Source organism: Streptomyces sp. VNUA24, from assembly GCF_029167005.1.
Classification (GTDB): Bacteria; Actinomycetota; Actinomycetes; order Streptomycetales; family Streptomycetaceae; genus Streptomyces; species Streptomyces scabiei.
Genome location: NZ_CP119143.1, coordinates 4,866,053 through 4,890,143 on the forward strand (window position 1 = coordinate 4,866,053; position 24,091 = coordinate 4,890,143).

Below are 24,091 nucleotides of genomic sequence, written 5' to 3' on the forward strand. Positions count from 1 at the left end.
ATGTACGGCGACCCCGACGGCCCTGATGTGTACGCCGACGACGACCGCCCGATCAGCGGGCGGCAGGTCGCGCTGATCGACCTCCTCGACCGGCTCCTGAGCGGCGGTGTGGTCCTCACCGGGGACCTCGTCCTCAGCGTGGCGGACATCGACCTGGTGCGGGTGTCGCTGCGGGCGGTGATCGTCGCCGTACGCGAACAGATGGACGAGCAGTGGGCGCTGGAGCTGCCCGAGCGGACGTCCCTGGAGTCCCTGGAACCGGGAGGAACATCCCTGGAAGGAGGCGGAACCGATGACGGTCCCGGACCCCCGGTCTGACGGCGCCCCCCACGGCGACCGCCTCCGGGAGGTGGCCGACGCCGCGAGCCGCGCGTTCTCCCTGCTCCCCGCGCGGGCGGAGGACCTGCCCCCGCCGTCCGCCGGGCGGGCCGGCCCGGGAGCCGTCGCCCGGCGGCTGCGCACCGACCCCGACACGGTCGAGCGGGACCTCGTCCGCCTGGTCCTCACCATCGTCGAACTGCTCCGCCAGCTGATGGAACGCCAGGCCCTGCACCGCGTCGACCGGGGCGGCCTCACCGAGGACCAGGAGGAACGGCTCGGCATGACCCTGATGGTCCTGCACGACCGGATGACCGAACTCTGCGACCGCTACGGCCTCACCCTGGACGACCTCAACCTCGACCTCGGCCCTCTCGGCCCCCTGCTCCCGCCGCCCTGATCCGGCGCGGCGCAGGTGAGAGGGGCGTCCCATGGGCAGAGTGGGGTCATGGACCAGGCACAGGCACGCGCATGGCTCGCCACCGCCGTCGAGGAGGCCCGGACCGGGCTGGCGGAGGGCGGCATCCCCATCGGGGCCGCGCTCTACGGGCCGGACGGCACGCTGCTCGGGCGCGGCCACAACCGGCGCGTCCAGGACGGGGACCCCTCCACGCACGCCGAGACGGCGGCGTTCCGCGCGGCGGGCCGGCAGCGGACGTATCGCGGCACGACGATGGTGACCACGCTGTCGCCGTGCTGGTACTGCTCCGGGCTGGTGCGGCAGTTCGGGATCTCGCGGGTGGTCGTCGGGGAGGCCACGACCTTCCACGGCGGGCACGACTGGCTCGCCGAGCACGGCGTGGAGATCGTGCTCCTCGACGACCCGGAGTGCGTGGCCCTGATGCGCGACTTCGTCCGGCAGCGACCGGCCCTATGGAACGAGGACATCGGTGACCCCAGCGACATCGGCGACGGCAGCGGCAGCGGCCGGTAGGCCCCGCATCCCCACCATCGACCTGCGCCCCTGGCGCGACGGCGGCCCCGGGGCCCGCGCCCGGATCGCCCGCACCGTCGACGAGGCGCTGCAGAGCGCCGGGTTCCTGCTCGTCACCGGCCACGGCGTGGACCCGGCCCTGCGCGCCCGTGTCCGGGAGGCCGCCCGCGCCTTCTTCCTGCTGCCCGCCGAGACCAAGCGGGCGTACGAGGTGAAGGTCGGCGGGCGGGGCTGGCTCGGGCCGGGGGCCGAGGCGAACGGGTACGCGGAGGGGACGGAGACCCCGCCGGACCTCAAGGAGTCGCTGACGTTCGCGACGCACGAGCCGTTCGACGACCCGGTCGTGAACGCCGAGTGGTACGCGCCGAACGTCTGGCCGGCCGAGGTGCCGGAACTGCGGGCGCTCTGCGAGGAGTACCTGGCCCGGATGGGCGAGCTGGAGAACCTGCTGCTCACGCTCCTCGGCGAGGCGCTCGGTCTGGAGCCGGACTTCTTCTCCCGGCACATGAGCCACCCCACCTACGGCTTCAACATCAACTGGTACCCGGGCACGGACGTCATCGGCGACCCGGCGCCGGGCCAGTTCCGCATCGGCCCGCACACCGACTTCGGGACGGTCACGATCCTCGACCGGCAGGCCGGGAAGGGCGGTCTGCAGGTGTTCACGGACGAGGGCGGCTGGGAGGACGCCCCGTACGACCCCGCCGCCTTCACCGTCAACGTCGGCGATCTGCTGGCCCGTTGGACCGGGGACCGCTGGCGCTCCGGGCGCCACCGGGTGCTGCCGCCCCCGGCCGACGAACCCACCGAGGAGCTGATGTCGCTGGTGTACTTCGGCGAGTGCACCCCGGGCACGATCGTGAAGTCCGTGCCGCCGCCGGTCGGCCGGGTGACGCACCCGCCGGTGGACTCGCACGTCTACCTGCGGGCGCAGCTGGACTCGATCACGGTCGGCTGACCCCGCCCGCCGCCTCCCCCGGAACCGCACCCGCCCCGGCGACCGTCCCGTCTTGTATCGAGTGTTTGACACAAGATCCCGGCCCACGGCATCTTGTACTCACCGCTTGATACAAGATGATCCGGGGGGATCTCCGCATGCTCGACACCGCCCCGTTCCAGCACCGGCTCCTCGACCATGCCGATCACTACGCCCGCTGGTCCGGACTGGCCATCGGCCTCGTGGCCGCCCAGGCGCTGTCCACGCTGGGGGAGGTCGAGTTCGAGCAGCGCGTGGTGTTCTGCCTCACCGCGTTCGGCCTGTGCGCGGTGGCCGGGGTCCTCCTCGCCGACGCGCTGACCCTGCGCCCCCAGGAGGCGGTCCGCACCGCGAGTCTCGCCCCGCGCCTGGTCAGAGACCATGTCCCTCCGCACATGGGCCCCTTGATCGCCCTCCAGGGAGTCTCCCTGGCCGTCCTGCTCGTGATCACGGCCGCCACGGCGTCCGTCGACCCCGCCCGCATCCTCAGTACGGGCAAGGTCCTCACCCTCACCTGCAACGGGATGCGCGCGACCGCCGGCCCCTGGCCCGGCCTCTACTACACCCTCCCGATGTTCGGCGCGCTCGCCATAGCCACCCCCACCTGCGTCTGGGCGCTGCGCCGGATCGCCCACGGCCCGGGCGGGGAACAGCAGCGCCGGGACCGCGCGTGGGCGGTCACCGGGGCCTGGGGCCTGCTGGTGTCGAGCCAGCAGCTGTACGCCGTGCTGATGGTCTCCCTCGCGCTCACGGAGACGGGCTGCGCCGGTGTGCTGGGCGTGCTCACCTTCTGGGTGTTCTACCCGCTGGCCCTGCTGAACCTGTTCACCGTCGTCTGGTCGCTCGTCACCGTGGTGGCGCCCCGGGCCGTCGACGACGAGGCGGCAGAGGGGCCCTCCGACGATGAGTGAGGCCGCCGTCCGCGTCGACACCACCAGCCAGGTCCCGCCGTACGAGCAGATCCGCGCGCAGCTCGCCGCGCTGATCGTCACCGGGCGGCTGGCCGAGGGCGACCGGCTGCCGACGGTCCGCCAGCTGGCCACGGACCTCGGGCTCGCCCCCGGCACCGTGGCCCGCGCCTACCGCGAACTGGAGGCCGGCGCCCTGATCCGCACCCGCCGAGGCGCGGGCACCCGCGTGGCGGCGCCCCCCACCGGCCCGGCCCGCCCGCACACCGTCCGACTGGCCACGCTCGCCCGCGATTTCACCGCGTCCGCCCGCGCGCTGGGCGCCGACGCCGACGCGATCATGACGGCGGTCCGCGAAGCCCTGGGCCCGGACCGGCCGTGAGGCACCGTCGTGGCGCTCAGGGAACGCCGCGCACTCAGCTCACAACCCCCCGCCCCGGCCCGGTGTCCCCCGAGACCGGCGGCCGAGGCGCTCCGCGTCCCGGCGCGCCGCAGCCCGGGCTTGGGCCACGTCCCGGGCTAGTTCCTGGTCCCGGGCTCGCTCCTCGGCCCGGGCTCGCTCCTCTGCCCGGCGCGCCACGTCCCGGGCTCGCTCCTCGTCCCGGAGGCGGTCCTGTTCAAGCGTCCGGCGCCGCCGTGCGACCACACCGGCCTCCCGCCCCAGGTCGCGTACGAGCTTCCGCCCGTTCACCTCGGCGGTGAGCCGCGACTCGTCGATGGCCCTGCTGTCGCGCCCGACGGTGACGCCGTCGTACCCCTGGAGCGTTCCGGACCGCGACGGCGGGTGGGGCGGGGGCGCGAAGGACGCCGCATCAAAGGCTCGGTGGATCTCGTCCGTGAGTGCGGCGGCCGCCGCCCGGCCGGTCACCACGTCGACCAGCGCCTCCATCAGCCCGGGGCTCTCACGCAGAAGTTGCCGCTCGTCGACCCTGGGGCGCGGGCACACATACGCGAAGTCGTTGTACTGCCGGAGGCGTTGGCCGACCTGCACGCCCCGGCAGTGGCGGATGAACACGAAGGACTGCCCCCGGCCCTCCTCGACCGGGGGCGGCACGGCGGAGGCCCGCGGCACGCTCCGGCTCCCGTCCTCCCGCCGGACGGCACGCAGTTGCACCGCGTCCCGCCGCACGCTCCACGTCCGGGCACCCAGCGCTTCCATGACGGCGGCCCGCTTGTCGTGGTTCTCGGGGTCGAGAGCGAGTGCGGCGAGCCGTTCCCGCACGTCGGGGCGGCGCAGCACGGGGGCGAAGTCCAGGTGCGGGGTGCGCAGGCGGTAGGTGTACTGGTTGTACTGCTCGTTGTGATCGCCGACCTGCACCCCTCGGCACCCCACGATCAGGACCGCGTCGCACAGCAGGCCCCGCCGGACCACCCGCGTCGACCTCCGGACCGCCCTCGGGATCCCCCCGCCGACCGGGGGCGGGGGAGCAGGCGGCAGAGGGCGTGCCGACCGGACTGCGCTCGGGATCCCCCTGCCCACCGGGGGCGGGGGAGCAGGCGGCAGAGGGCGTGCCGACCGGAACGCCATGGCCGGGTCGAGGCCGCCGCCGACGTGACGGCCGGAGTTCCCACCCCTCATACCCGCCCCCCTGGGTGTCGGCGGCCCTGACGCGGCCGCCCGCCGTAGTTGATCTGCGTGCCATTGCCCACCGACACGTTGACGGATTCGCTGATCTGCGTGTGATACGTCGCGCCCCCGCTGGTCGTCGCCGCGTTCGGCCCCACGGGCTCGCTCCCGATGCCCTCTCCCGGACCGGGGTCAGGCCCCGGCGACGCACTCTCCGGAGCCGTCGAGGCATCCTCCGGACCCGGCAACGCCGCGCACTGACGCCTGCGCCTGAACCACTCCACGACCCCCTCGGACACACCTGTCTGGGTGCCCGCCACGACACCGGCCACCACGGCCGTGGCAACCAGAGCAATGATCTCCACCAACGCCGTCCCCCTCCGGCCGACAGTGAGACCGTCCTACCCAGCCCATAAGGCGGTTACCCGATAATCACCTCAAAAGACTGACAAAGACATCACAACGGCACCTCCTCCAGCGGCTCCAGCACCGAGTAGTCGCCGAAGCTCCGCCGGTAGCGCAGGTGCCGGGTCTCCTGCGTGTGTCTGCGCTGCCACTCCTCCACGGCCGCCGCGTCACTCCGTACGCCCGACTCCGCGCCGCACTCCGTCTCGTCCCCCGACACACACCGCGCCTCGTACTCCGGCTCCGCCGTCGCGTCCTGCGCGATGACGTACGGCACGTACCGGAACACCCGGCGCGTACGGCCGCCCCCGGTGTGCTCCCGTCGCTGATGGTGCCGCAGCAGCACGTTCGCGTCGGTCTCCGCGCTCCGGTCGTACCGGGCCCTGGCCTCCCCACGCCGAACGTCCAGCTCGGCGCAGGCCGCACAACCCGGCACCGGAACGGGCGGGCGCTCCAGCTGCTCATCCCGACGCAACGTCACACCCTCCGCTTCGTACGCTGGTTGGCCGCCCTCACCTGCGCCCCGATCCGCTCCGCCGCCGTCGCCGGCCGCAGCGTCCCCGGGTCCGCCTCCCACTCCCGGCCACCGCCCACCGGGCGCAGCATCGCGTACGGCCCGACCCTGTCCCGGTACTCCCCCACGCGCCGCGTCCGCGGATCGTAGACAAGCTGTCCCTCTGGTTCCACGCGCACTCCACAGCCCTGTTCCGTCACTCTGGGTGTACACAGCGTCGCGGAAGGGAACGGTCGCCTTCAATGCGGTACGTGTGGCACTGCGCCTTTGTCACGGGCAGCACGAGGGGGACGTCATGACACGGCGGAACGCGGAAGGGGCGGGCGGGGCGGGGAGTTCGGCCCTGTTCGGCGAGGTGCTGCGGCACTACCGCGAGGCGGCCCTGCTGACGCAGGAGGCACTGGCGAGAGAGGTCCCGTGCGACCGTTCGCAGGTGGCGAAGGTCGAGGCGGGCACGCGGGTACCGAGCGAGCAGTTGGCGAAGCGGTGCGATGAGGTGCTGGACTCGGGTGGGGTGTTGGCCCGTATCTGGGCCAAGGTGGACTGGTATCCGGCCGTCCAGCATCCGGATTGGTTCGAGCGCCGGGTGGAGATGGACTCGGTGGCTGTCGGGCTGCGGGAGTACCAAGAGCAGCTCGTCCCGGGCCTGTTACAGACACCGACATACGCACACGCGCTGTTCTCGCAGGTCCTTACCGGCGACGAGGCGGACGAGCGTGTCCGGGCCAGGATGAGCCGCCAGCCACGCTTTCTGGCCGACGGTGGCCCGCTGTACATCGCGGTTCTGGACGAAAGCTGCCTGCGCAACGCGGTCGGGAGCCCAGAGGTCATGCATGACCAGTGCGCCCATCTGCTCAGCGTCGGACAACGGCCCAACATTCGCATCCAGGTGGTCCCGGCAGATCTCTACGGGCTCACCCGCCCCAAGGTCTCCATGTCGCTGATCGACCTTCCCGGCGAGCGGTGGGTCTACTCGGAGTCGCAGCACAGCGGCCACTTCGCCAATGATCCGGCGACCTACGCGCGTGACAGCCAGACCTATGATGTGCTCAGAGCGGACATCCCGTCAGCCCGCGAGTCCGCCGCTCTGATCAGCGACGTGATGGAGGGGTACGAGCGTCATGGACAGGTACGACCTGAGCACGGCGATCTGGATCAAGAGCAGCCACAGCGGCAACGACGGCGGCAATTGCATCGAAGTTGCCCCCGATATCCCCGGCCTCGTCCCCGTCCGCGACAGCAAGAACCCTGACGGCCCGGTACTGGTCATCAACCGCTCCGCCTGGCTCTCCTTCATAGGCGCCGTGCGGTCAGGTTCGTAAGCGAACGGGCAGGCTTCGCCGTACTCCGAAACAACTGCCCCTCTCTCCGCAGCTGTTGATAACCACAGCAGCTATGACAACGGCAACGGCGACACCGCAGACCCACGCCCTCTCCGGCATACCCACGGCGTACGGGCACTCCGAGGAACTCCCCTTCATCGTGCTGACGGGAGCCCGGGGGCTCGGCAAGAGCACCGCGCTGCGGGAGCTGCGGGAGGCGCACCGGGGCCGTACCCCCGTCGCGCTGATCGACGGCGAGGAGACACGGTTCGACCGGCCTCCGCCGGGCCGGCCCCCGGAGACCTGGTCCCCCGTGTACGAGGCGCTGTCGGCCGTCGCGGAGCAGCTCGGCGAGCCCGTGGCCGGGGCGGGGCGGATCACGTTCCCCCGGCTGGCGTGCGGGCTGCTCGCCGTCGCGGCCGGGGGCTGGGGCGACCGCGGACTGTCGAGGATCTGCGCGGAGGCCGAGCGGGTCCTGCTGCTGAGCGACACGGGCGGCTGGCTGGCGGGACGGTGGGTGGGGAAGGCCGTGGCACGGCTGGTGTCGTCGTTGTCGGCGCAGGGGCGGCCGGCGGTGGAGGCGATCATCGAGGCGGCGCTGGAGGCGTTCAGCGAGGGGATGTCGTCCTCGCACCGGCGGCTGCGCCGGGGCGCGGTCTGGTACCGCGACCACCCGCACGCGGCCGGGAACCCCAAGCGCGGCCTGGTCCTCCTCTCACGGCACTTCAGGGCGGGCGGCGACGCCCGGACCCACGCCGAGCACCATCTCGTACGGGCGCTGCTCGCGGACCTGGACGACGCGTACGCGGGGGTCGTACCGCGCCCGCAGCGGGCGGGGCGGCCGGTGATCCTGCTCGACAACGTGCAGGAGGCGGCGGGACGGCGGCTGCTGGAGTCGGTGCTGCGGGACCGGGCCGACGGACGGGCCGACCAGGTGGCGTTCTTCGCCGGACTGCGGGGGCAGGGCCACCCGGCGCTGCGGAACGCGGCCCGCCGCTCCCTGCCGGAGGCGACCGGTACCAGCGGCTGGACACCGGGCGCCACCCCGTCGTCCCGCGCCCTGCTGATCCCGCTCCCCCCGCTCTCCCGCGAGAACACGCTCCGTGTCCTCGGCGCGGCCTGCCCGGGGGTGCCGGTACCTCCCCGACTCCCCTACGCGACACACCGGTTGACCGGCGGCAGCCCGCTCGGCACGGCGCTGATCGCCGAGTCGGCCCGGCAGAACCTGCCCCGAGGGGTGACCACCCTCACCGGGCTGTTGTCCGCCGTCATGGTCGTGCACGACGAGGACGAGGACCACGGCGAACGCCCCACGTACCGGGTCCTGCTCGACCGTCTCCTCCCGAACGAGCGCCACCTCGACGCGCTGGCCGTTCTCGCCGCCGCCCACGACCGTGACTCCGCGCTCGCCCTCGTCGGGTCCCGGCTCCCGGACGGCTTCGACGAGCCGGCCGTCCTGGCCCTGGAGGACCGTCTTGCCCGGGAGGGCCACGCCCCGACGCCCGGCCACTTCGTGGGCGACCCCTTCCTGCGGACCCTGCTCCTGCTCGGGCTGCGCCGCCGGGACCCGGACCGCAAGAGCAGCCGGGCGGTCCACCGCGCCCTGGCCGACCACTACGGTCCGGCCCGCGCGGCGCACCGGGCCCACCACGAACTCGCCCTGGGAAACGCGGACCTCGCGGTGGCGCACCTCTGCGACACGTTCCCCGGGGCTGACCTCCGCACCTGGCTGACGTCCCTGGCCTTCATCGCGTCGGCCCCGTACGACCACGGCCCGTACGACCACGGCCCGGACGACGACGGCCCGGACGACCGTGGCGCGGTGGCCCTCGGCCGCCCGGACCCGGCCCTGCACGCGCGCGTGCGCCGCGTGCTGCACGCGGTGTGGCAGCTGACGGATCCCCTCGTCCTGCCGGACCCGGAGGTCGCCGAACGCCTGGGCCGGGAGCTGGAACAGCTCTCCGCCGGCCGCCCGGCCGCCGACGTCCTCCTGCGGCGGGCGTCGCGGGACTGGCCGGACGACGCGCTCGCGGGCCGCCCCCTGCGCGTGGGGTGACCCGCGATCCGGCCCGAAGGGGCGGACCTCGCCGGGAGGTTCCGCCCCGCCTTCACCGCTCAGAAGCGGTCCGGGGCACGCTGAGGCAGCGGAGAACCGGGGAGCACGTCCCGCTGCCGGTTCTTCCGGGCCTCCTCGTTCGAGCCCGTCGTCGCCTCGCAGGTCACGTCCTTCGCCGGGAGCTTCCCGGTGAGGAGGTAGCCGTTGACCGCGCCGTCCGAGCACGCGTTGCCGCTCGGATAGACGCCGTGGCCCTCGCCGCCGTGGACGGTGACCATCTTCGAGCCCTTCAGGTCGGCGTGCAGGGCCTGACCGCTGGGCAGCGGGGTCTGCGAGTCCCACTCGTTCTGGACGACCAGGGAGCCGACCTTGTTGTTCACCTTGGTCGCCCGTTCCACGGACTTGTCCCAGAACGCACAGGGTTTGATGCTGGACGCGAAGTCACCGAAGAGGGGGTAGCGGCGCTTGTCCGCGATGGCGTCCCGTCGGTAGCTCTCGGGATCGCGGGACCACGCGGCCGAGTTGTCGCCGCACACCACGGCCCAGAAGCTCGCCATCTCGTTGTCGGCCGGCACCTTGGCGGCAGCGACGGCACCGGCCGTCCGGGACCTCTCGGAGCCGGCGAACACCGCGAGCTTCCTCGTGGAGGCGGGCCGGCCGGCCGCGGCCTTCTTCAGCTCCATCATGATGTCGGAGGCGTAGTCCGGGCTGAAGACCGCCCCGCGCATACCGCTGCGGATGTCGTCATCGGTGACCGCCTGCCCGTCCACCTCGATGGGCTTCCTACCGGCCTGCGCGACCAGGTCCCAGAAGGTCCGGTCGACCTTCTTCGGGGTGTCACCGAGGCCGTAGGTCGCCGACCGCGCGGCGGCCCACTCGGTCCACCGGTCGAACGCGGGCTCGGCGCCCTCTGCCCACCACTGGATCATCCCCCGCCAGGCGCGCGCCGGTTCGACCGCGCTGTCCAGCACGAACCGGTCGGCCCGGCCCGGGAAGAGCTGGGTGTAGACGGCGCCGAGGTAGGTGCCGTACGAGTACCCCAGGTACGAGATCTTCTTCTCACCGAGGATCGCCCGGATCAGATCCATGTCACGCGCGGTGTTGCGCGTGGTGATGTGCCGGAGTGTGGCACCCGCCTTCTTCTCGCACTTGTCCGCGACGGTGCGGGCCCAGGCGACGTCCTTGGCGAACGTCTTCTTCTTGTAGGGCCGCAGCCAGTCCTCCTCCTTCGGCTTCAGACCGCAGGAGACCGGGCTGCTCTGCCCCACACCGCGCGGGTCGAAGCCGATGAGGTCGTACTTGCGCTGTGCGGCCTTGGGGAGGATCTCCTGGACCCCCAGCGGCATGAAGAGCCCCGAGCCCCCGGGGCCGCCGGGGTTGGAGAACAGCACACCGTGGCGCTGGTCGGGGGCGGTGCTCCTCAGCCGGGATATGGCCAGGTCGATCCGCTTGCCGCCGGGGGCCCGGTAGTCCAGCGGGACCTTGATGGTGGCGCACTTGAACTTCGCGGGAGCGTCGGCGTGGCACCGCTTCCACTTCGGCTTCTGCTTCACGTACGGGTCCAGCGCGCCCCCGGCGGTCGCCGCGGAGGCGGTCGACACGGAGGCGGTCGACAGAGACGTGGTCGCCGGGGAGGCCGCCGGAGCGGCGGTGGCGGTGGAGGTGGCGAGTGCGGGAGCCAGCGTCGCCGTGACGCTCACGGCTAACAGGGGCATGAGACGTCTTCTGCGCACGAATTCGATCCTTCCGGTCACACGTTCGGACAGGAAAGATCATTCAAGACGGGGCCACGCCTGCGGATCCCCCACCGGGCCGCCCTTCCCTCCCCCCTGGGAATGACGCGGCGGCGGTGAGTGGTACCGGAGTTGTAGAGGGAACCGGGCCGGGGCGGTCAGGCGCCCACGGACCGGAGCGCCGCCAGGCCCACGTCCGCGTAGGAGTGCTTGCCGCTGACGAAGATGTTCACGCCGTAGTAGTTGAACAGCCAGCAGGCGAAGGCGACGATCGCGATGTACGCGGCCTTGCGGCCCTTCCAGCCGGCCGTGGCACGGGCGTGCAGGTAGCAGGCGTAGGCGACCCAGGTGATGAACGACCAGGTCTCCTTGGGGTCCCAGCCCCAGTAGCGGCCCCACGCGTCGCCCGCCCAGATCGCGCCCGCGATGATCGTGAACGTCCACAGCGGGAAGACGGCCGCGTTGACGCGGTACGAGAACTTGTCGAGGGAGGCCGAGGCGGGCAGCCGCTCCATGACGGAGGTCGCGAACCGGCCGGGCCGCCCGCCGGCCGCGAGCTTGCTCTCGTAGGAGTCCTTGAACAGGTACAGGATCGTGCCGACCGCGCCCACGTAGAAGACCGCGCCGCAGAAGATCGCGGTGGAGACGTGGATGTAGAGCCAGTACGAGTGCAGGGCGGGAACCAACTGGTCACTGGCGGTGTACAAGACAGTGACGGCGAGACCGAGATCGAGGAGGACCGTCGTGATCAGCGGAAGCCCGAGCCAGCGGACGTTCTTCTTCAGCGCGAGCAGCGCGAGGTACACCCCGACGGCCACGGTGGAGAAGGTGATGTTGAACTCGTACATGTTGCCCCAGGGCGCCCGCTGCACCGAGAGGGCCCGGGTGAGCACCCCGCCGAACTCGACGAGGAAGGCCAGCGCGGTGAGGGACACGGCGATACGGCCGTAGAGGTCGCCCTGCTCGTCCCCGCCGTGCGCGCCGGGTCCGTCCGGCACGTCCCGGGCACCGGCGGCGGCCCGCACGACCACCTTCGGCCGCTCCAGGACGCTGGTCCCGCCGGCGGACTGCACCGTCACCGCGGGCGCGTCGGTCTTCTTGGCGTCCTTGGCGTCCTTGGCGTCCTTGGTGCCGGCGGTCAGCGCGGCGGCCGTACGGCCGACCTTGCTCCGGCTCCCGAAGAGCCACTCGGCGATGTAGGCGAAGAAGGCGAGGGTGTAGACGGCCATCGCGGAGTAGATCAGCGTGTTGCTGATGTTCGCGAGGTTTTCGTTGGTGGCGGCGGCGAGAGTCACTGCTCGGCCCCTTCGGACGGTACGGCTGGGGGTTGGGGGGCATCGGGGCCCGCACTACCTGCGGGCAATCGTGCCGCTGGGGCGGCACGGGTGGGCGCAGCGGCACCGTGCAAGCGCCGGTCAGCGTCACCGCCCTCGGCCTCGGCATCAGCGGACGGCTCACCATCAGAACCAGGCTCAGCAAACGTCGGCGCCTGGGCATGCACCACTGCCGCCAAGTCACCCAGCTCCTCCGGCACCTTCGCCGACTCGCTGCGGCCGAGCCCGGCCATCTCGACGACGGTGACCCCGTCGGGACCGGCCACCGCGCGCACCCACACCCGTCGGCGCTGGATGAACAGCGATCCGGCGAGACCGAGGATGGCGGTGATCGCACCGCCGAGGGCCCATCCGCTGCCGGGCTGCTGGGTGATCTGGAAGCCGGCCCACTCCTTGACCCCGTCGAAGGTGATCGTGCCCGCGCCGTTCGGCAGCGTCATGGACTCGCCGATCTTCAGGTTCTCCCGCACCTGCGCGCCCTTGGAGTCCTTGAACCCCTTGAGCTTCGACTTGTCGAGCTGGTACACGCTCTGCGGGATGCCCGCGTTGACCCGGAGGTCACCGTGGTACGGCTCCAGGTTGAGCACGGGGTTCAGCAGCGCGGGGAACTGCGAGACCACGGCGGTGTTCTTGCCCCCGTACGTCGGGAGGAAGAAGGCCTGGATACCGAGCTGGTCCCACTTGCCCGCGGCATCGGTGTAACCGTCCATGACCTTGATCGCACCGGTGGAGGTGACATTGGAGTCCAGCGGCAGCAGCGGCGCGGCGTCCTGGAAGACGACCTTGCCCCGCCCGTCCTTGATGGTGAGGACGGGGGCGTATCCGTGGCTGACGAGGTAGACCTTCGAGTCGCCGATCTCCAGCGGCTTGTTGACCTCGATCCTGGTCGACCGCTCCTTGCCGTCGGCGCCGACCGCGTAGTCGACGGCGGCCTCGAAGACGCGGGGCGTGCCCTTGTTGGGGCCGCTCGTCTCGTACGTGCCCCGGAAGCTCCTGAGGTCGAAGCTGAACGGGTTGAGGTCGTCGGCGGTGAAGAGGTTGCCGGACTTGAAGTCGTCGTACTGGGGGAGGACGTTGGAGAAGCCGTCGCCCTCGACGATCAGCTTGTTGCCCTCGGACCGGTAGAGCTGGCCCCAGGCGAAGGCGACGAGCATCACGATCAGGGCGATGTGGAAGGCGAGGTTGCCCGCCTCCCGCAGATACCCCTTCTCGGCGGCGACGGCGTCCCCGGCGACGTGCGCGCGGAACCGGCGCTTCTTCAACGCCCGCAGCGCGGCCTCCCGCACCTGCTCCGGCGTGGCCTCCGTGCGCCAGGTCGCGTAGGCGGGCAGGCGGGTCAGGCGCCGGGGCGCCCCCGGCGGGCGGCCGCGGAGCTGGCCCACGAACTGCCCGGTGCGGGGCACGATGCAGCCGATGAGCGAGACGAAGAGAAGGATGTAGATCGCCGAGAACCACACCGAGCTGTAGACGTGGAACAGCCCGAGCTTCTCGTAGAGGGGTCCCAGGGTGTCGTGCCGCTGCATGAAGTCGGCGACGCGGGACTCGTCCTGGCCCGACTGCGGGATCAGCGAGCCGGGGATGGCCGCGAGCGACAGCATGAACAGCAGCAGCAGCGCGACCCGCATGGACGTCAGCTGCCGCCAGAACCAGCGGGCCCAGCCGATCACCCCGAGCGAGGGCAGGGTGGGTGCGTCCTCCTCCGGTGCGGTGGACAGCTGCGAGCCGGCGGCACCGAGGTCGTTGTCGTCGGGGGTCCCGCTCGCGGGCCGGGCGGCGTTCTCGCGGTTGCCGGAGTCGGTCGTCGTCATTGGCTCAGGTCCGTCGTCATTGGCTCAGATCCCAGGGGTGAAGCCGGCGGACCAGACCTGCATCTCCTGAATGATGCGGTCCCAGGCGCCGGTCAGCATGAGCAGTCCGATCGTGATCATCATGCCGCCGCCGATGCGCAGCACCCACGCGTAGTGCCGCTTGACCCAGGCGAAGGCGCCGAGCGCCTTGCGGAAGGCCACCGCGGCGAGCACGAAGGGCAGGCCCAGCCCCAGACAGTACGCCACCATCAGCAGGGCCCCGCGCCCGGCGCTGGCCTGTTCGAGGGCGAGGGCGTTGACGGAGGTGAGGGTGGGTCCGATGCAGGGGACCCAGCCGATGCCGAAGAGCGCGCCCAGTATCGGGGCGCCCACGAGCCCGGTGGCCGGCCTGGTGTGGAAGCGGAACTCGCGCTGGGTGAACCAGGGCATCAGCCCCATGAAGAAGAGGCCCATGGCGATCATGAGCACGCCGAGCACCTTGTTGAGCACGTCCTGGTGCTCCAGCAGGGTCCGGCCGAAGTACCCGAACAGCGCGCCGCCGGACACGAACACGAAGGTGAAGCCGAGGACGAACAGTCCGGCCCCGGCCACCATCCGGCCCCGGCGGGCGTCGACCAGGTCGGTGCCGCCGACGCCGGTGACGTACGACAGATAGCCGGGCACGAGCGGCAGGACACAGGGGGAGAAGAAGGAGACGAGCCCGCCGAGGACGGCGATCGGCAGGGCGAGCAGCAGGGCGCCGTTGAAGACGGTGTCGCCCAGCTCGGTGGCGGTCGTGGTCAGCGCGGCGGCCGTGACGGACATTCCGGGCACGTCACTTCTCCGCGAGGATCGGCTTGAGCATCTTGCGCAGCTTCTCCTCGCTGAGCGCCTGCTGCGTGCGTGCGGCGAGCTTGCCCTGCCGGTCGATGACCAGCGTGGAGGGGATCAGCTGCGGGTTGAGCGAGCCCTTCTCGAAGCGCAGCAGCAGCTTGCCGGTGGGGTCGTAGAGGCTCGGGTACGTGACCTTGTACTGCTCCTCGAAGGCGACCGCCGGCCGGGTGCTGGTGTCCCGTGTGTTGATGCCGACGAACTGCACGCCCTGGCCGGCGAGGTCCTCGGAGACCTTCGCCAGGTTGGGCGCCTCGGCCCGGCACGGTGCGCACCAGGAGCCCCACACGTTCAGGACGATGATCTTGCCCTTGTAGGCGGAGAGGTCCAGCTGGTCGCCGTCGATGGTCTTGCCGGAGAGATCGGGCGCGGTGTCCCGGTCCCCCTTCTTCACCGTCGCGATCCCGTCGGAGCCGGTGATGAACCCGGTCTGGCCGCCTCCGCCCTCGATGCCGCCGCCCGCACAGGCGGACAGCGTCAGGACCAGGGCGGCGGCCCCGGCGGAGAGCAAAGCGGCACGACTGCGGCTCGTACGGACACTCATGTGAAAAGTTTCGCATGCCCGTTTCGGGGGCTTCGGGCGGGGTCAGCGGCCCCCGTGTCCGCAGGTCAGGCGGCTGAACCGGCCCCCAGGAACTCCTTCCACCCGCCCGTGGGCCGCTGGCCCACCCCGAGGGTCTGGAGCTTGGCGAGGACCTCCGGGGTCTGGGCGTCCATCCAGTCCACGAACTGCCGGAAGGACACGATCCGTATCTCCCCGTCCTTGGCCTTCTCCTTGGCCCGCGCGATGTGCTTCAGGGCCTCCTCGACGGCGTCCATGTAGACCCCGCCGTTCCACTCCTCGAAGTGGTTGCCTATGAACAGCGGCGCCCGGTTCGTCTCGTACGCGCGCTGGAACCCGGCGACGTACGCGCCGGTCGCCTGGGTGCGGTAGGCCGGGTAGTTCGCGGGCGGGGCCTGGGTGGAGTTCTGCGACTGGTTGAACATGATGTTGTAGTCCATGGACAGCACCTCGAAGCTGCGGCCCGGGAACGGCACGGACTGCAGCGGCAGGTCCCAGATGCCCTGCTTCTTCTTGGGCCACATCTGGAGGCCGCCGGGCGAGGAGGAGTCGTAGCGCCAGCCCAGTTCGCGGGCGGTGGGCAGCAGGTTCTCCTGCCCCAGCAGACAAGGCGTGCGGCCGCCGATCAGCTCCTTGTCGTAGTCGAACGGCAGGGATTCGACGTCCGTCCAGCCGCTGTTGGTCCGCCACTCCTTGACGAAGGACTTCGCCTGCTCGATCTCGCTGCGCCACTGCTTGGGCGTCCAGTTCCCGACCGAGCCGGAACCGCCGCAGAAGTGGCCGTTGAAGTGGGTGCCTATCTCGTGTCCGTCGAGCCATGCGGTCCGCACGTGACCCAGCGTGGACTTGATGTGTTCGTCCGTCAGATAACCGATGTCGGAGGCGCCGGGGGCGTTGTTCGGCGGGAGATACACGCGCTTTTTCGACTCCGGGAGGAGATAGATACCGGAGAGGAAGAACGTCATATGGGCGTCGTGGTCCCGCCCGGCCTTCAGGAACCGCTCGAAAAGCCCGTTCCCGACGTCGCCGGCCCCGTCCCAGGAGAACACCACGAACTGCGGCGGCTTCTCGCCGGGCTCCAGCGGCCGCGGCCTGCCCGGCTGGTTCGGCTGCTTCCCCGTGTACGAGGTCGAGCCGTCACCCAGCGGCTTCGCCTTCTTGCCGGGCCTGCCCTTCTTCCCCGGCTTCTTCCCGTCGCCCCCGGACCCGCCGCCCTCGCCCGGCTTCCCCCCGAGCCCCGTCCCGCACCCGGTCAGCCCCAGCCCCGCGGCCGCCCCCGCCCCGACACCGAGCCCGAGCATCCCCCTCCGCGATATCTCGCGCATTACATCCCCCTCGGTCATTCCACGCACCGTTCACGTGAAGCACACCGACTGAGAGGCACGACAGGACGAACGGGTTCCCATTGATCTCCGAAGAACGAAAATCTTTACGCCCACGAACAACGCACGACCCCCTTTTCCCCCGGGACGACACCGGGGCCTTCAGGGGCCGGGACGACACCAGGGCCTTCAGGGGCGCGGGGAACTGCGCGACGAACCACGACGCACCCGCACCCCGCCACCACCGCAACCACCCAGCCCGCACCCACACCCACACCCGCACCCAGCGGAGCGCTCAGGCTCCGAAGGCCTTGCTCTTGCCCTTCACCGGCTTCGCCCCCGCCAGCAGGTGCGCCGGCACCAGATCACGCGCGGGCTCGCTGTAGCCGACGGAGACGATCTTGTCGCCCTGGTACGTGAACGTCGTCAGGGACGCCAGCGTGCACTGCCGCCGCCGCGGGTCGTGCCACAGCCGACGCCGCTCGACGTACGACCGCACGATCCAGATCGGCAGCTGGTGCGAGACCAGCACCGCCTCGTGCCCCCGCGCCGCGTCCTTCGCCGCGTCGAGCGCCCCCATCATGCGGACGACCTGGTCGACGTACGGCTCCCCCCACGACGGCTTGAAGGGGTTGACCAGGTGCTTCCAGTTCTCCGGCCGCTTCAGCGCACCGTCGCCGACACCGAACGTCTTGCCCTGGAAGACGTTGTCCGCCTCGATGAGCCGCCCGTCGGTCGCGAGGTCCAGCCCGTGCGTCTTGGCGATCGGCGTCGCCGTCTCCTGCGCCCGCTCCAGCGGGGACGCCACGACGTGCGTGACGTCCCGGGACGCCAGATGCTCGGCGACCCGGTCGGCCATCCGCCGCCCGAGGTCGGAGAGGTGGTACCCGCCGAGGCGCCCGTAGAGAATCCCGTCCGGGTTGGCGACCTCGCCGTGCCGCATCAGATGGACGACCGTGATGTCACTCATGCTGCCGAAGCCTCCGCTGCTGCCCGCGCCGCCGCCGGAAGGGCGTCGGCGATCCGCTGAACCGCCCGCTCGTCGTGCGAGGTCGACACGAACCACGACTCGAACGACGACGGCGGCAGATAGACGCCCTGCGACAGCATCGAGTGGAAGAAGGCGTTGAAGCGGAACGACTCCTGCGCCTTGGCCTCCTCGTAGTTCCGCACGGGCGTGTCCGTGAAGAACACGGAGAACATGTTGGAGGCGTTCTGCAGCGTGTGCGCGACACCCTCCTTGGTGAGGGCCTCGGTGACGAGCCCCTGGACCTGCGCGGAGACCGCGTTCACGGTGTCGTACGCCGCCTCGTCCAGCAGCCGCAGCTGCGCGAGGCCGGCGGCGGTCGCGACCGGGTTCCCGGAGAGCGTGCCGGCCTGGTAGACGGGCCCGGCGGGCGCGAGGTGCGCCATCACGTCGGCCCGCCCGCCGAAGGCCGCGGCGGGGAAGCCGCCGCCCATGACCTTGCCGAAGGTCATGAGGTCGGGGACGACCCCGTCGACACCGAACCATCCGGCCCGGCTGGTGCGGAACCCGGTCATGACCTCGTCGGAGACGTACAGCGCGCCGTGCTCGGCACACACGTCCTTCAGGCCCTGGTTGAAGCCCGGCAGCGGCGGTACGACGCCCATGTTGCCGGGGGACGCCTCGGTGATGACGCAGGCGATCTCGCCGGGGTGGGCGGCGAAGGCGGCCCGTACGGCGTCGAGGTCGTTGTAGGGCAGCACGATGGTGTCGCCGGCCTGGGCGCCGGTGACGCCCGGGGTGTCGGGCAGCGCGAAGGTGGCGACCCCGGACCCGGCGGCGGCCAGCAGCGAGTCGACGTGACCGTGGTAACACCCGGCGAACTTCACCACCTTGGTCCGGCCGGTGAAGCCGCGGGCCAGCCGGATCGCGGACATGGTGGCCTCGGTCCCGCTGGACACCAGCCGCACCTGCTCCAGCGGCCCGACCCGGTCCACCATCTCCTCGGCGAGCGCGACCTCGCCCTCGCCGGGCGTACCGAAGGAGGTACCGCGCGAGACGGCCTCCGTCACGGCGGCGACGACCTCGGGACGGGCGTGCCCGAGGATCATGGGACCCCACGAACACACAAGATCCACATATTCACGGCCGTCGGCATCCGTCAGATAGGGACCGGTACCGGACACCATGAACCGGGGCGTACCGCCCACGGCACGGAAGGCGCGCACGGGAGAGTTCACGCCGCCGGGCGTCACGGCCGCCGCGCGCGAGAAAAGAGTCTGCGAAACTGGGGCTTCGTACGGATAGCTCACACAGGCCATGGTGTCAGAGGCTCCGGAGATCCCGCCGACTGGTGTTTGCGCACACGTTTCGGCGAGCGGTCGCGGGGGAGGTCACTGACACGATGATCGGGTTGCGCGGCGGGGGTCACGCGGCCCAGAAATGCGTTCGGGTGGAGATATGCATCGCGGTGGCGGACTGGGCGACGGGACCGGTGACCTCGGTCCTCGTCGTGCCCGGCGGGGCAGGCACCGACGCGAGGCGGAGGAGGCCGCGGAGACCCGTCAGGAGCGCGGCGCGTCCACCGACCGGGGCGCCTCGGCCGACCGCGGCGGCTCCCCGGAGCGGAGCGCGCCGGGCGAGCGGTCCGCGCCGGGCGAGCTGAGCGGAGCGGCGGGTCCCGCCGGTCCGCAGGGGTCGACGCCGGTGCCGCCGCACGTGCCCCCCGCTCCCTCGGCACCTCCCGTACCGCCCGTGCCGCCGCCCCCGGTCGTACCACCGGCGTCAGCGGGGCTGTCGGCATCGGCGGGGTCGACGGGGTCGTCGGGGTCACAGCCCCCGCACACCCCGCAGGCTCGGCCGGGCGTGTACGGTCCGCAGGGTGCACACGGCACACACGACGCACACGGTCCGCGGGGCGACGCCGACCGTACCGACCACACCGGCCACACCGACCGTCCGGAAGCGGGTTCCGGCCGTCCCGAGACCGATGGCGACCGTATACAGAGCGGTTCCGACCGGGTCCCGTCCCATGGTTCCGACCGGATCCAGGGCGCCGGGCCTGAGCGGATCGGGCGCCGCAGCCGTATGGACGGTATGGACCGTATGGATCGTGCCGATCATGTGGATCGCGTCAATCGTGTGGACGGAATGGATCAGACGGACCGGATGGACCGGCCTGACCTGGTGGATCGCAGGAGTCGCGCGGAGCGCAGGAGCCGCGCGGACCGCAAGGACCGTACGGACCGCGTCGAGAGCGCGGACGGCACGGGCCGTGCGGACGGCCTGGACCACGTGGTCAACCGGCTCCGGGCGGGGAGCGGGAATGGTGGTCGGGTGGGGGTGACGTACAAATACTTCGGCGCGCCCGACGGCGCGACCGCGGCCCGTGTCCCGATCTCGATGCGCCCCGAGGAACTCGGCGGCGACGAACTCGGCATGAACGGCATGTTCACCAAGATCAAGCCGGAGACGATGGCCGCGATGGTGCTGACCGGCATCGAAGGCGTCCCCCTGCACAAGGTGCCCCCGCTGGAACTGGTCGTCCTGCACCCCGACTACGCGGTCGTCAAGCTCCCGATGACCGTCGTCGACCCGCTCCGCGGCATCGGCGAGGAGGCGGTCGGCGCGGCCGCGTTCATCTGGTCCACGGTCCCGGACCGCGGCGGCCCCCGCGACGCCTTCAACGTCTACCAACTGCTCCACGAATGGCAGGACTTCAGCCACCGCCTGCACGAGGCGGGACACCAGCCGTACTGCCTGGTCTGGCCGTGAGCTGACCTCCGAGAGGTCCGGGCGGGGTTTCACGACCCCGCCCTCGTCATGTGCCCGCCCGTGCCCCGGATGCGAAACCGGGTGTCCCGGGCGTCGCGTCCTGTGTACCGACAGAGATCATCTTCAGGTACGGAGGAAACCTTGCGGACCGAAAGAACCACAGGAGCACACCCCCGCCGGCGCGCGATGCTCGGCCTGGGTGGTCTGGGCGTGGTGGGTGTTCTCGGGGCGCTCGGCGCCGGGTCGGCGCATGCCGCGGCCTCCGGTGACGCGGGGCTCTCGCGGCGGCTGGGCGAGCTGGAGCGGGAGTACGCCGCGCGGCTGGGGGTCTTCGCCCACGACACGGCGACCGGGCGCACGGTGGCGTACCGGGCGCACGAGCGGTTCCCCCTCTGCTCGGTGTTCAAGAGCCTCGCCGCGGGGGCCGTGTTACGGGACCTCGACCGCGACGGCGCGTACCTCGGCAGGCGGATCTTCTACACGAAGGAGTACGCCTCGGCGGCGGGCTACAGCCCCATCACGAGCACGGACGAGAACGTCGCGGCCGGGATGACCGTCGGGGAGCTGTGCGCCGCCACCGTCTCGCACAGCGACAACGGGGCGGGGAACCTGCTGCTGCGCGAGCTGGGCGGGCCCACCGCGGTCACCCGGTTCTGCCGCTCGCTGGGTGACCGGACGACCCGCCTCGACCGCTGGGAGCCGGAGCTGAACACGGCGGAACCGTGGCGGATCACGGACACCACCACCCCTCGGGCGATCGGCGGGACCTACGCGCGGCTCCTGCTGGGCCGGGCCCTGCCGGACGCGGACCGGGAGCTGCTGACCGGCTGGCTGATCGCCAACTCGACGAACGTGGAGCGGTTCCGGGCCGGCCTGCCCGCCGACTGGACGCTCGCGGACAAGACCGGCGGCGGGTCGGCGTACGGGGTCGCCAACGATGTCGGCGTCGTCTGGCCGCCGGGCCGCCCGCCCCTCGTCCTGTCCGTCCTGTCGACCAAGTACGACCCGAAGGGCCCCACGGACAACGCGCTGGTGGCGAGGGCGGCGGGGCTGGTCGCGGAGACGCTCACGGCGTAGCGGACACCGACCGGGGGCAGGGGCCGGTGCCGTCCGCACGTCGGTCGGCACTGGCCCCGGGCCGCCTCGGGGCCGCAGCATGAGCAACATGAGCGGCATGAGCGGAATGAGTGATGTGAACGGCGTGAGCGGTGTGAGTGGCGTGAGCGGTACGGGTGGCGTGAGCGGTACGGGTGGTCCAGGGGGCGCCGGAGGCGCCGGGGGCGTGCGGGTCTCGCGGCGGGCCCGGGCCGTCGCCCCCTTCTACGCCATGGAGTTCGCCAAGCAGGCCGCCTCGCTGACCGCGCAGGGCCACGACGTCGTCAAACTCAGCCTCGGGGAACCGGACTTCGGCGCTCCCCCGGCCGTCGTGGCGGCGATGCGGGAGGTCATGGACGGGCGGCCGATGACGTACACGGCGGCCCTCGGGCTGCCGGCGCTGCGGGAGGCCATCGCCGGGTTCTACGGCGACCGGCACGGCGTCGAGGTCGACCCGGGGCGGGTCGTCGTCACGGCCGGTGCCTCGGCCGCGCTCGTCCTGGCCACCGCCGCGCTCGTCGACCCGGGGGACCAGGTGCTCATCGGCGACCCCTCCTACCCCTGCAACCGTCAGATCGTGGAGAGCTTCGGCGCCGAGGTGACCCTGGTGCCGACCACCGCCGCGAGCCGGTTCCAGCTGGACGCGGCGGCGGTGCGGGCGCACTGGACCGACCGTACGCGCGGGGTGATGGTCGCCACCCCCTCCAACCCCACCGGCACCTCCGTCCCCGCCGACGAGCTGGCGGCGCTCTGCGACCTCGCCCGCGAGCGCGACGCGTGGCGTCTCGTCGACGAGATCTACCTCGACCTCGGGGACCACGACGAGCGGGGCCGGCCGCCGCGCAGCGCGCTGTCGTACGACCCCGGGGCCGTCGTGATCAACAGCTTCTCGAAGTACTTCGGCATGACCGGCTGGCGGCTCGGCTGGTGCGTCGTCCCCGAGGCGCTGGTCCCGGCGCTGGAACGCCTCGCGCAGAACTACTTCCTCTGCGCCTCCGCCCCCGCGCAGCACGCGGCCCTCGCCTGTTTCACCCCCGAGTCGCTGGCGGTCTGCGAGGCCCGCCGGGTGGAGTTCGGCGAGCGGCGCGCACTCGTGCTGGACGGGCTGGAGCGAATCGGGCTGCCGGTCCCGGTGCCGCCCGACGGGGCGTTCTACGTCTACTTCGACGTCGGCGGGACCGGACTGACGTCGTGGGAGTTCTGCGAGCGGGCGCTGCGGGAGGCGCACGTCGCGCTGACGCCCGGCCGGGACTTCGGCACGCACACCGCCGACACCCACGTCCGCCTCTCGTACGCGGCCTCGGCGGAGGAGCTGCGTGAGGGCATCACCCGGCTGGGGAAGTTCCTGACGACCCTGCGGTGACCGGTGACCCATGACTGGTGACCCATGACCGGTGACCCGTGGCCAGGGACCGGTGACCGGTGGCGGGCGGACGGTCGGGGCCAAGCGGGCTGCCGGGGGCGCATATCTTGGCGCCATGCAGTCCTACACGATCGGTCAGGCCGCGCGGCTGCTCGGGGTCAGTCCCGACACCGCGCGGCGATGGGCGGACGCGGGCCGGGTGGTGACCCGCCGCGACGAGAACGGCCGCCGGCTCATCGACGGCACGGACCTCGCCGCCTTCTCCGTGGAGCTGGCCTCGGCCCCCGCCGACGAGGCCGACGCCCCGTACACCTCGGCCCGCAACGCATTCCCCGGCATCGTCACCGCCGTGAAACTCGGTGACGTGGCGGCCCAGGTCGAGATCCAGGCGGGCCCGCACCGCCTGGTCTCCCTGCTCACCCGGGAGGCGGTGGAGGAACTGGGCCTGGAGGTCGGCATGGAGGCCACGGCCCGCGTGAAGTCGACCAACGTGCACATCGACCGCGCCTGACGGGCCCGGCGGGCGGCCCCACCACGGGTCCCGGCGGGCGGCCTCACCGCGTGCCGGGCGCCCTCAGGTCGAACCAGACCGCCTTGCCGTCGGGCTGGGAGCGCCCGTCGCCCCGGGAGGTCCCCCAGTGACCCTCGGTGAGGGCGTCCACGAGGTGGAGGCCGCGGCCCCCCTCCTCCCAGCCGCCCGCGGTCGGCTCCCGCATGACCGGCGGGTTCTCGTCGCCGTCGTAGACGATCACCCGGACCCGGAAGGACTCGACCGCCAGCCGGAGCACCGACCCTCCGCCCTTGGCGTGCACACAGGCGTTGGTGACCAGCTCGGACGTGCACAGGGCCGCCGCGTCGACGAGGGCGTCGAGGCCGAGGGCGCGCAGGACGGAGGCGACGAAGTCGCGGGCGATGTGCGGGGAGGTGTCGAGGGACGGGCAGGAGAGGGTGTACGTCGTCGTCGCGGGTGAGAGCCAGGGGGCGAGGCCCACGAGCGGGGCCGTGAGGCCGGGGGCGGTTTCGGTCATGGGTGATCAACTCCAGGGGATGGAGTCTGAGTACGGCGCCGGGTGCGGGCGGATGCGCGCGAGTAACCAGATGAGCACTCTCCGTGAGCGCAGGACCGACCGTAGTCGGCGGGTTCGCGCCGCCGCAATGGGGTCGGTGGAAGTACTACGAAAGCGGGGCGGGCCGCCCGGCCGGGGACACCCCGGCCACGGCCCTCGCCGCGAGCGGCCCGGGGCCCGCGGCCCGGCGGGGACGCC

The 24,091-nt window shown here is 71.9% G+C and carries 25 protein-coding genes; 13 read left to right on the forward strand and 12 right to left on the reverse strand.

Translation table 11 applies throughout. The annotated features are described in order from the left end of the window. The 6 genes from PYR72_RS20625 (at position 1) to PYR72_RS20650 (ending at position 3,518) form a co-directional block, all read left to right on the forward strand. The gene (locus tag PYR72_RS20625) at positions 1-318 is read left to right on the forward strand and encodes a gas vesicle protein (RefSeq protein ID WP_275456680.1); all 318 of its coding nucleotides are present in this window, start codon (positions 1-3) and stop codon (positions 316-318) included. Further along, positions 293-718, forward strand: a complete 426-nt coding sequence (locus PYR72_RS20630) for a gas vesicle protein K (protein WP_275456681.1) — start codon at positions 293-295, stop codon at positions 716-718. Before PYR72_RS20625 ends, PYR72_RS20630 begins: the two co-directional genes overlap by 26 nt. Positions 719-766: 48 nt before the next feature. Continuing rightward, complete coding sequence (locus PYR72_RS20635) at positions 767-1,252, forward strand: nucleoside deaminase (RefSeq protein ID WP_210550982.1); 486 nt, start codon at positions 767-769, stop codon at positions 1,250-1,252. After that, on the forward strand, positions 1,209-2,210 hold the full coding sequence (locus tag PYR72_RS20640) for a 2-oxoglutarate and iron-dependent oxygenase domain-containing protein (RefSeq protein WP_275456682.1): 1,002 nt from the start codon (positions 1,209-1,211) through the stop codon (positions 2,208-2,210). The genes PYR72_RS20635 and PYR72_RS20640 overlap by 44 nt, the downstream gene beginning before the upstream one ends. A 137-nt stretch (positions 2,211-2,347) precedes the next feature. Beyond that, positions 2,348-3,139 carry a hypothetical protein gene (locus PYR72_RS20645; RefSeq protein ID WP_275456683.1) on the forward strand — a complete coding sequence of 264 codons (792 nt, stop codon included), beginning with the start codon at positions 2,348-2,350 and terminating at the stop codon, positions 3,137-3,139. Then, the gene (locus PYR72_RS20650; protein ID WP_275456684.1) at positions 3,132-3,518 is read left to right on the forward strand and encodes a GntR family transcriptional regulator; all 387 of its coding nucleotides are present in this window, start codon (positions 3,132-3,134) and stop codon (positions 3,516-3,518) included. The genes PYR72_RS20645 and PYR72_RS20650 overlap by 8 nt, the downstream gene beginning before the upstream one ends. A gap of 39 nt (positions 3,519-3,557) precedes the next feature. Here PYR72_RS20650 and PYR72_RS20655 read toward each other — a convergent pair whose 3' ends face one another. From PYR72_RS20655 to PYR72_RS20665, 3 genes are all read right to left on the reverse strand, one after another. After that, complete coding sequence (locus PYR72_RS20655; protein ID WP_275456685.1) at positions 3,558-4,508, reverse strand: RIP homotypic interaction motif-containing protein; 951 nt, start codon at positions 4,506-4,508, stop codon at positions 3,558-3,560. 652 nt (positions 4,509-5,160) lie between these two features. Beyond that, entirely contained in the window at positions 5,161-5,589 is a 429-nt protein-coding gene (locus PYR72_RS20660; protein WP_013001563.1) for a hypothetical protein, read from the reverse strand. Further along, positions 5,586-5,795, reverse strand: a complete 210-nt coding sequence (locus PYR72_RS20665; RefSeq protein WP_013001564.1) for a hypothetical protein — start codon at positions 5,793-5,795, stop codon at positions 5,586-5,588. The genes PYR72_RS20660 and PYR72_RS20665 overlap by 4 nt, the downstream gene beginning before the upstream one ends. Positions 5,796-5,917: 122 nt before the next feature. Here PYR72_RS20665 and PYR72_RS20670 point away from each other — a divergent pair, with 122 nt between their 5' ends. The 3 genes from PYR72_RS20670 (at position 5,918) to PYR72_RS20680 (ending at position 9,000) form a co-directional block, all read left to right on the forward strand. After that, the gene (locus tag PYR72_RS20670; protein ID WP_275456686.1) at positions 5,918-6,874 is read left to right on the forward strand and encodes a helix-turn-helix transcriptional regulator; all 957 of its coding nucleotides are present in this window, start codon (positions 5,918-5,920) and stop codon (positions 6,872-6,874) included. Continuing rightward, positions 6,834-6,944 (forward strand): DUF397 domain-containing protein, encoded by a 111-nt coding sequence (locus PYR72_RS20675; RefSeq protein ID WP_275460468.1) that lies wholly within the window; start codon positions 6,834-6,836, stop codon positions 6,942-6,944. The genes PYR72_RS20670 and PYR72_RS20675 overlap by 41 nt, the downstream gene beginning before the upstream one ends. A 73-nt stretch (positions 6,945-7,017) precedes the next feature. Next, a complete protein-coding gene (locus PYR72_RS20680; RefSeq protein ID WP_275456687.1) occupies positions 7,018-9,000 on the forward strand; it encodes a hypothetical protein in 1,983 nt (660 codons plus the stop codon). Between the two features lie 59 nt (positions 9,001-9,059). On the opposite strand, the gene PYR72_RS20685 is transcribed toward PYR72_RS20680, so the two are convergent. The 8 genes from PYR72_RS20685 to hemL all read right to left on the reverse strand — a co-directional run bounded on the left by PYR72_RS20685 (position 9,060) and on the right by hemL (position 18,915). Beyond that, positions 9,060-10,715, reverse strand: coding sequence for an alpha/beta hydrolase (locus PYR72_RS20685; protein ID WP_275456688.1), 1,656 nt, complete (start codon positions 10,713-10,715; stop codon positions 9,060-9,062). 176 nt (positions 10,716-10,891) lie between these two features. Further along, positions 10,892-12,028 (reverse strand): c-type cytochrome biogenesis protein CcsB, encoded by a 1,137-nt coding sequence (gene ccsB, locus PYR72_RS20690; RefSeq protein WP_275456689.1) that lies wholly within the window; start codon positions 12,026-12,028, stop codon positions 10,892-10,894. Beyond that, a complete protein-coding gene (locus PYR72_RS20695) occupies positions 12,025-13,875 on the reverse strand; it encodes a cytochrome c biogenesis protein ResB (RefSeq protein ID WP_275456690.1) in 1,851 nt (616 codons plus the stop codon). Before PYR72_RS20695 ends, ccsB begins: the two co-directional genes overlap by 4 nt. Positions 13,876-13,899: 24 nt before the next feature. After that, positions 13,900-14,679, reverse strand: a complete 780-nt coding sequence (locus tag PYR72_RS20700) for a cytochrome c biogenesis CcdA family protein (RefSeq protein ID WP_275460469.1) — start codon at positions 14,677-14,679, stop codon at positions 13,900-13,902. Positions 14,680-14,689: 10 nt separating this feature from the next. Then, positions 14,690-15,289 carry a TlpA disulfide reductase family protein gene (locus PYR72_RS20705; protein WP_275456691.1) on the reverse strand — a complete coding sequence of 200 codons (600 nt, stop codon included), beginning with the start codon at positions 15,287-15,289 and terminating at the stop codon, positions 14,690-14,692. A gap of 65 nt (positions 15,290-15,354) precedes the next feature. Continuing rightward, positions 15,355-16,632, reverse strand: a complete 1,278-nt coding sequence (locus PYR72_RS20710; RefSeq protein ID WP_275456692.1) for a hypothetical protein — start codon at positions 16,630-16,632, stop codon at positions 15,355-15,357. A 292-nt stretch (positions 16,633-16,924) separates the two neighbouring features. Then, positions 16,925-17,599, reverse strand: a complete 675-nt coding sequence (locus PYR72_RS20715; protein ID WP_275456693.1) for a histidine phosphatase family protein — start codon at positions 17,597-17,599, stop codon at positions 16,925-16,927. Next, positions 17,596-18,915: a glutamate-1-semialdehyde 2,1-aminomutase gene (hemL, locus tag PYR72_RS20720; protein ID WP_275456694.1), complete on the reverse strand. Its 1,320-nt coding sequence runs from the start codon at positions 18,913-18,915 to the stop codon at positions 17,596-17,598. The genes PYR72_RS20715 and hemL overlap by 4 nt, the downstream gene beginning before the upstream one ends. Positions 18,916-19,930: 1,015 nt before the next feature. Between hemL and PYR72_RS20725 the strand changes: the two genes are divergently transcribed. The 4 genes from PYR72_RS20725 to PYR72_RS20740 all read left to right on the forward strand — a co-directional run bounded on the left by PYR72_RS20725 (position 19,931) and on the right by PYR72_RS20740 (position 23,337). Then, positions 19,931-20,368, forward strand: a complete 438-nt coding sequence (locus tag PYR72_RS20725) for a hypothetical protein (RefSeq protein ID WP_003974483.1) — start codon at positions 19,931-19,933, stop codon at positions 20,366-20,368. A 186-nt stretch (positions 20,369-20,554) separates the two neighbouring features. Beyond that, the gene (gene bla / locus PYR72_RS20730; RefSeq protein ID WP_275460470.1) at positions 20,555-21,445 is read left to right on the forward strand and encodes a class A beta-lactamase; all 891 of its coding nucleotides are present in this window, start codon (positions 20,555-20,557) and stop codon (positions 21,443-21,445) included. Between the two features lie 205 nt (positions 21,446-21,650). Next, positions 21,651-22,826, forward strand: a complete 1,176-nt coding sequence (locus PYR72_RS20735) for a pyridoxal phosphate-dependent aminotransferase (RefSeq protein ID WP_275456695.1) — start codon at positions 21,651-21,653, stop codon at positions 22,824-22,826. A 115-nt stretch (positions 22,827-22,941) separates the two neighbouring features. After that, positions 22,942-23,337 (forward strand): helix-turn-helix transcriptional regulator, encoded by a 396-nt coding sequence (locus PYR72_RS20740; RefSeq protein WP_275456696.1) that lies wholly within the window; start codon positions 22,942-22,944, stop codon positions 23,335-23,337. Positions 23,338-23,380: 43 nt separating this feature from the next. Here the strand turns inward: PYR72_RS20740 and PYR72_RS20745 are convergent, their stop codons facing one another. Continuing rightward, positions 23,381-23,854 carry an ATP-binding protein gene (locus PYR72_RS20745; RefSeq protein WP_275456697.1) on the reverse strand — a complete coding sequence of 158 codons (474 nt, stop codon included), beginning with the start codon at positions 23,852-23,854 and terminating at the stop codon, positions 23,381-23,383. Positions 23,855-24,091: the final 237 nt, after the last annotated feature.

Excerpts from the sequence above, each read along its gene's own strand:
- PYR72_RS20700 (WP_275460469.1), bottom strand. The coding sequence starts at position 14,679 with ATGTCCGTCACGGCCGCCGCGCTGACCACGACCGCCACCGAGCTGGGC.
- PYR72_RS20695 (WP_275456690.1), bottom strand. The coding sequence starts at position 13,875 with ATGACGACGACCGACTCCGGCAACCGCGAGAACGCCGCCCGGCCCGCG.
- PYR72_RS20635 (WP_210550982.1), top strand. The coding sequence starts at position 767 with ATGGACCAGGCACAGGCACGCGCATGGCTCGCCACCGCCGTCGAGGAG.
- PYR72_RS20745 (WP_275456697.1), bottom strand. The coding sequence starts at position 23,854 with ATGACCGAAACCGCCCCCGGCCTCACGGCCCCGCTCGTGGGCCTCGCC.
- PYR72_RS20680 (WP_275456687.1), top strand. The coding sequence starts at position 7,018 with ATGACAACGGCAACGGCGACACCGCAGACCCACGCCCTCTCCGGCATA.
- PYR72_RS20625 (WP_275456680.1), top strand. The coding sequence starts at position 1 with ATGTACGGCGACCCCGACGGCCCTGATGTGTACGCCGACGACGACCGC.
- PYR72_RS20710 (WP_275456692.1), bottom strand. The coding sequence starts at position 16,632 with ATGCGCGAGATATCGCGGAGGGGGATGCTCGGGCTCGGTGTCGGGGCG.
- PYR72_RS20670 (WP_275456686.1), top strand. The coding sequence starts at position 5,918 with ATGACACGGCGGAACGCGGAAGGGGCGGGCGGGGCGGGGAGTTCGGCC.
- bla (WP_275460470.1), top strand. The coding sequence starts at position 20,555 with ATGCTCGGCCTGGGTGGTCTGGGCGTGGTGGGTGTTCTCGGGGCGCTC.
- PYR72_RS20715 (WP_275456693.1), bottom strand. The coding sequence starts at position 17,599 with ATGAGTGACATCACGGTCGTCCATCTGATGCGGCACGGCGAGGTCGCC.
- PYR72_RS20645 (WP_275456683.1), top strand. The coding sequence starts at position 2,348 with ATGCTCGACACCGCCCCGTTCCAGCACCGGCTCCTCGACCATGCCGAT.
- PYR72_RS20630 (WP_275456681.1), top strand. The coding sequence starts at position 293 with ATGACGGTCCCGGACCCCCGGTCTGACGGCGCCCCCCACGGCGACCGC.
- PYR72_RS20740 (WP_275456696.1), top strand. The coding sequence starts at position 22,942 with ATGCAGTCCTACACGATCGGTCAGGCCGCGCGGCTGCTCGGGGTCAGT.
- PYR72_RS20685 (WP_275456688.1), bottom strand. The coding sequence starts at position 10,715 with ATGCCCCTGTTAGCCGTGAGCGTCACGGCGACGCTGGCTCCCGCACTC.
- PYR72_RS20705 (WP_275456691.1), bottom strand. The coding sequence starts at position 15,289 with ATGAGTGTCCGTACGAGCCGCAGTCGTGCCGCTTTGCTCTCCGCCGGG.
- hemL (WP_275456694.1), bottom strand. The coding sequence starts at position 18,915 with ATGGCCTGTGTGAGCTATCCGTACGAAGCCCCAGTTTCGCAGACTCTT.
- PYR72_RS20650 (WP_275456684.1), top strand. The coding sequence starts at position 3,132 with ATGAGTGAGGCCGCCGTCCGCGTCGACACCACCAGCCAGGTCCCGCCG.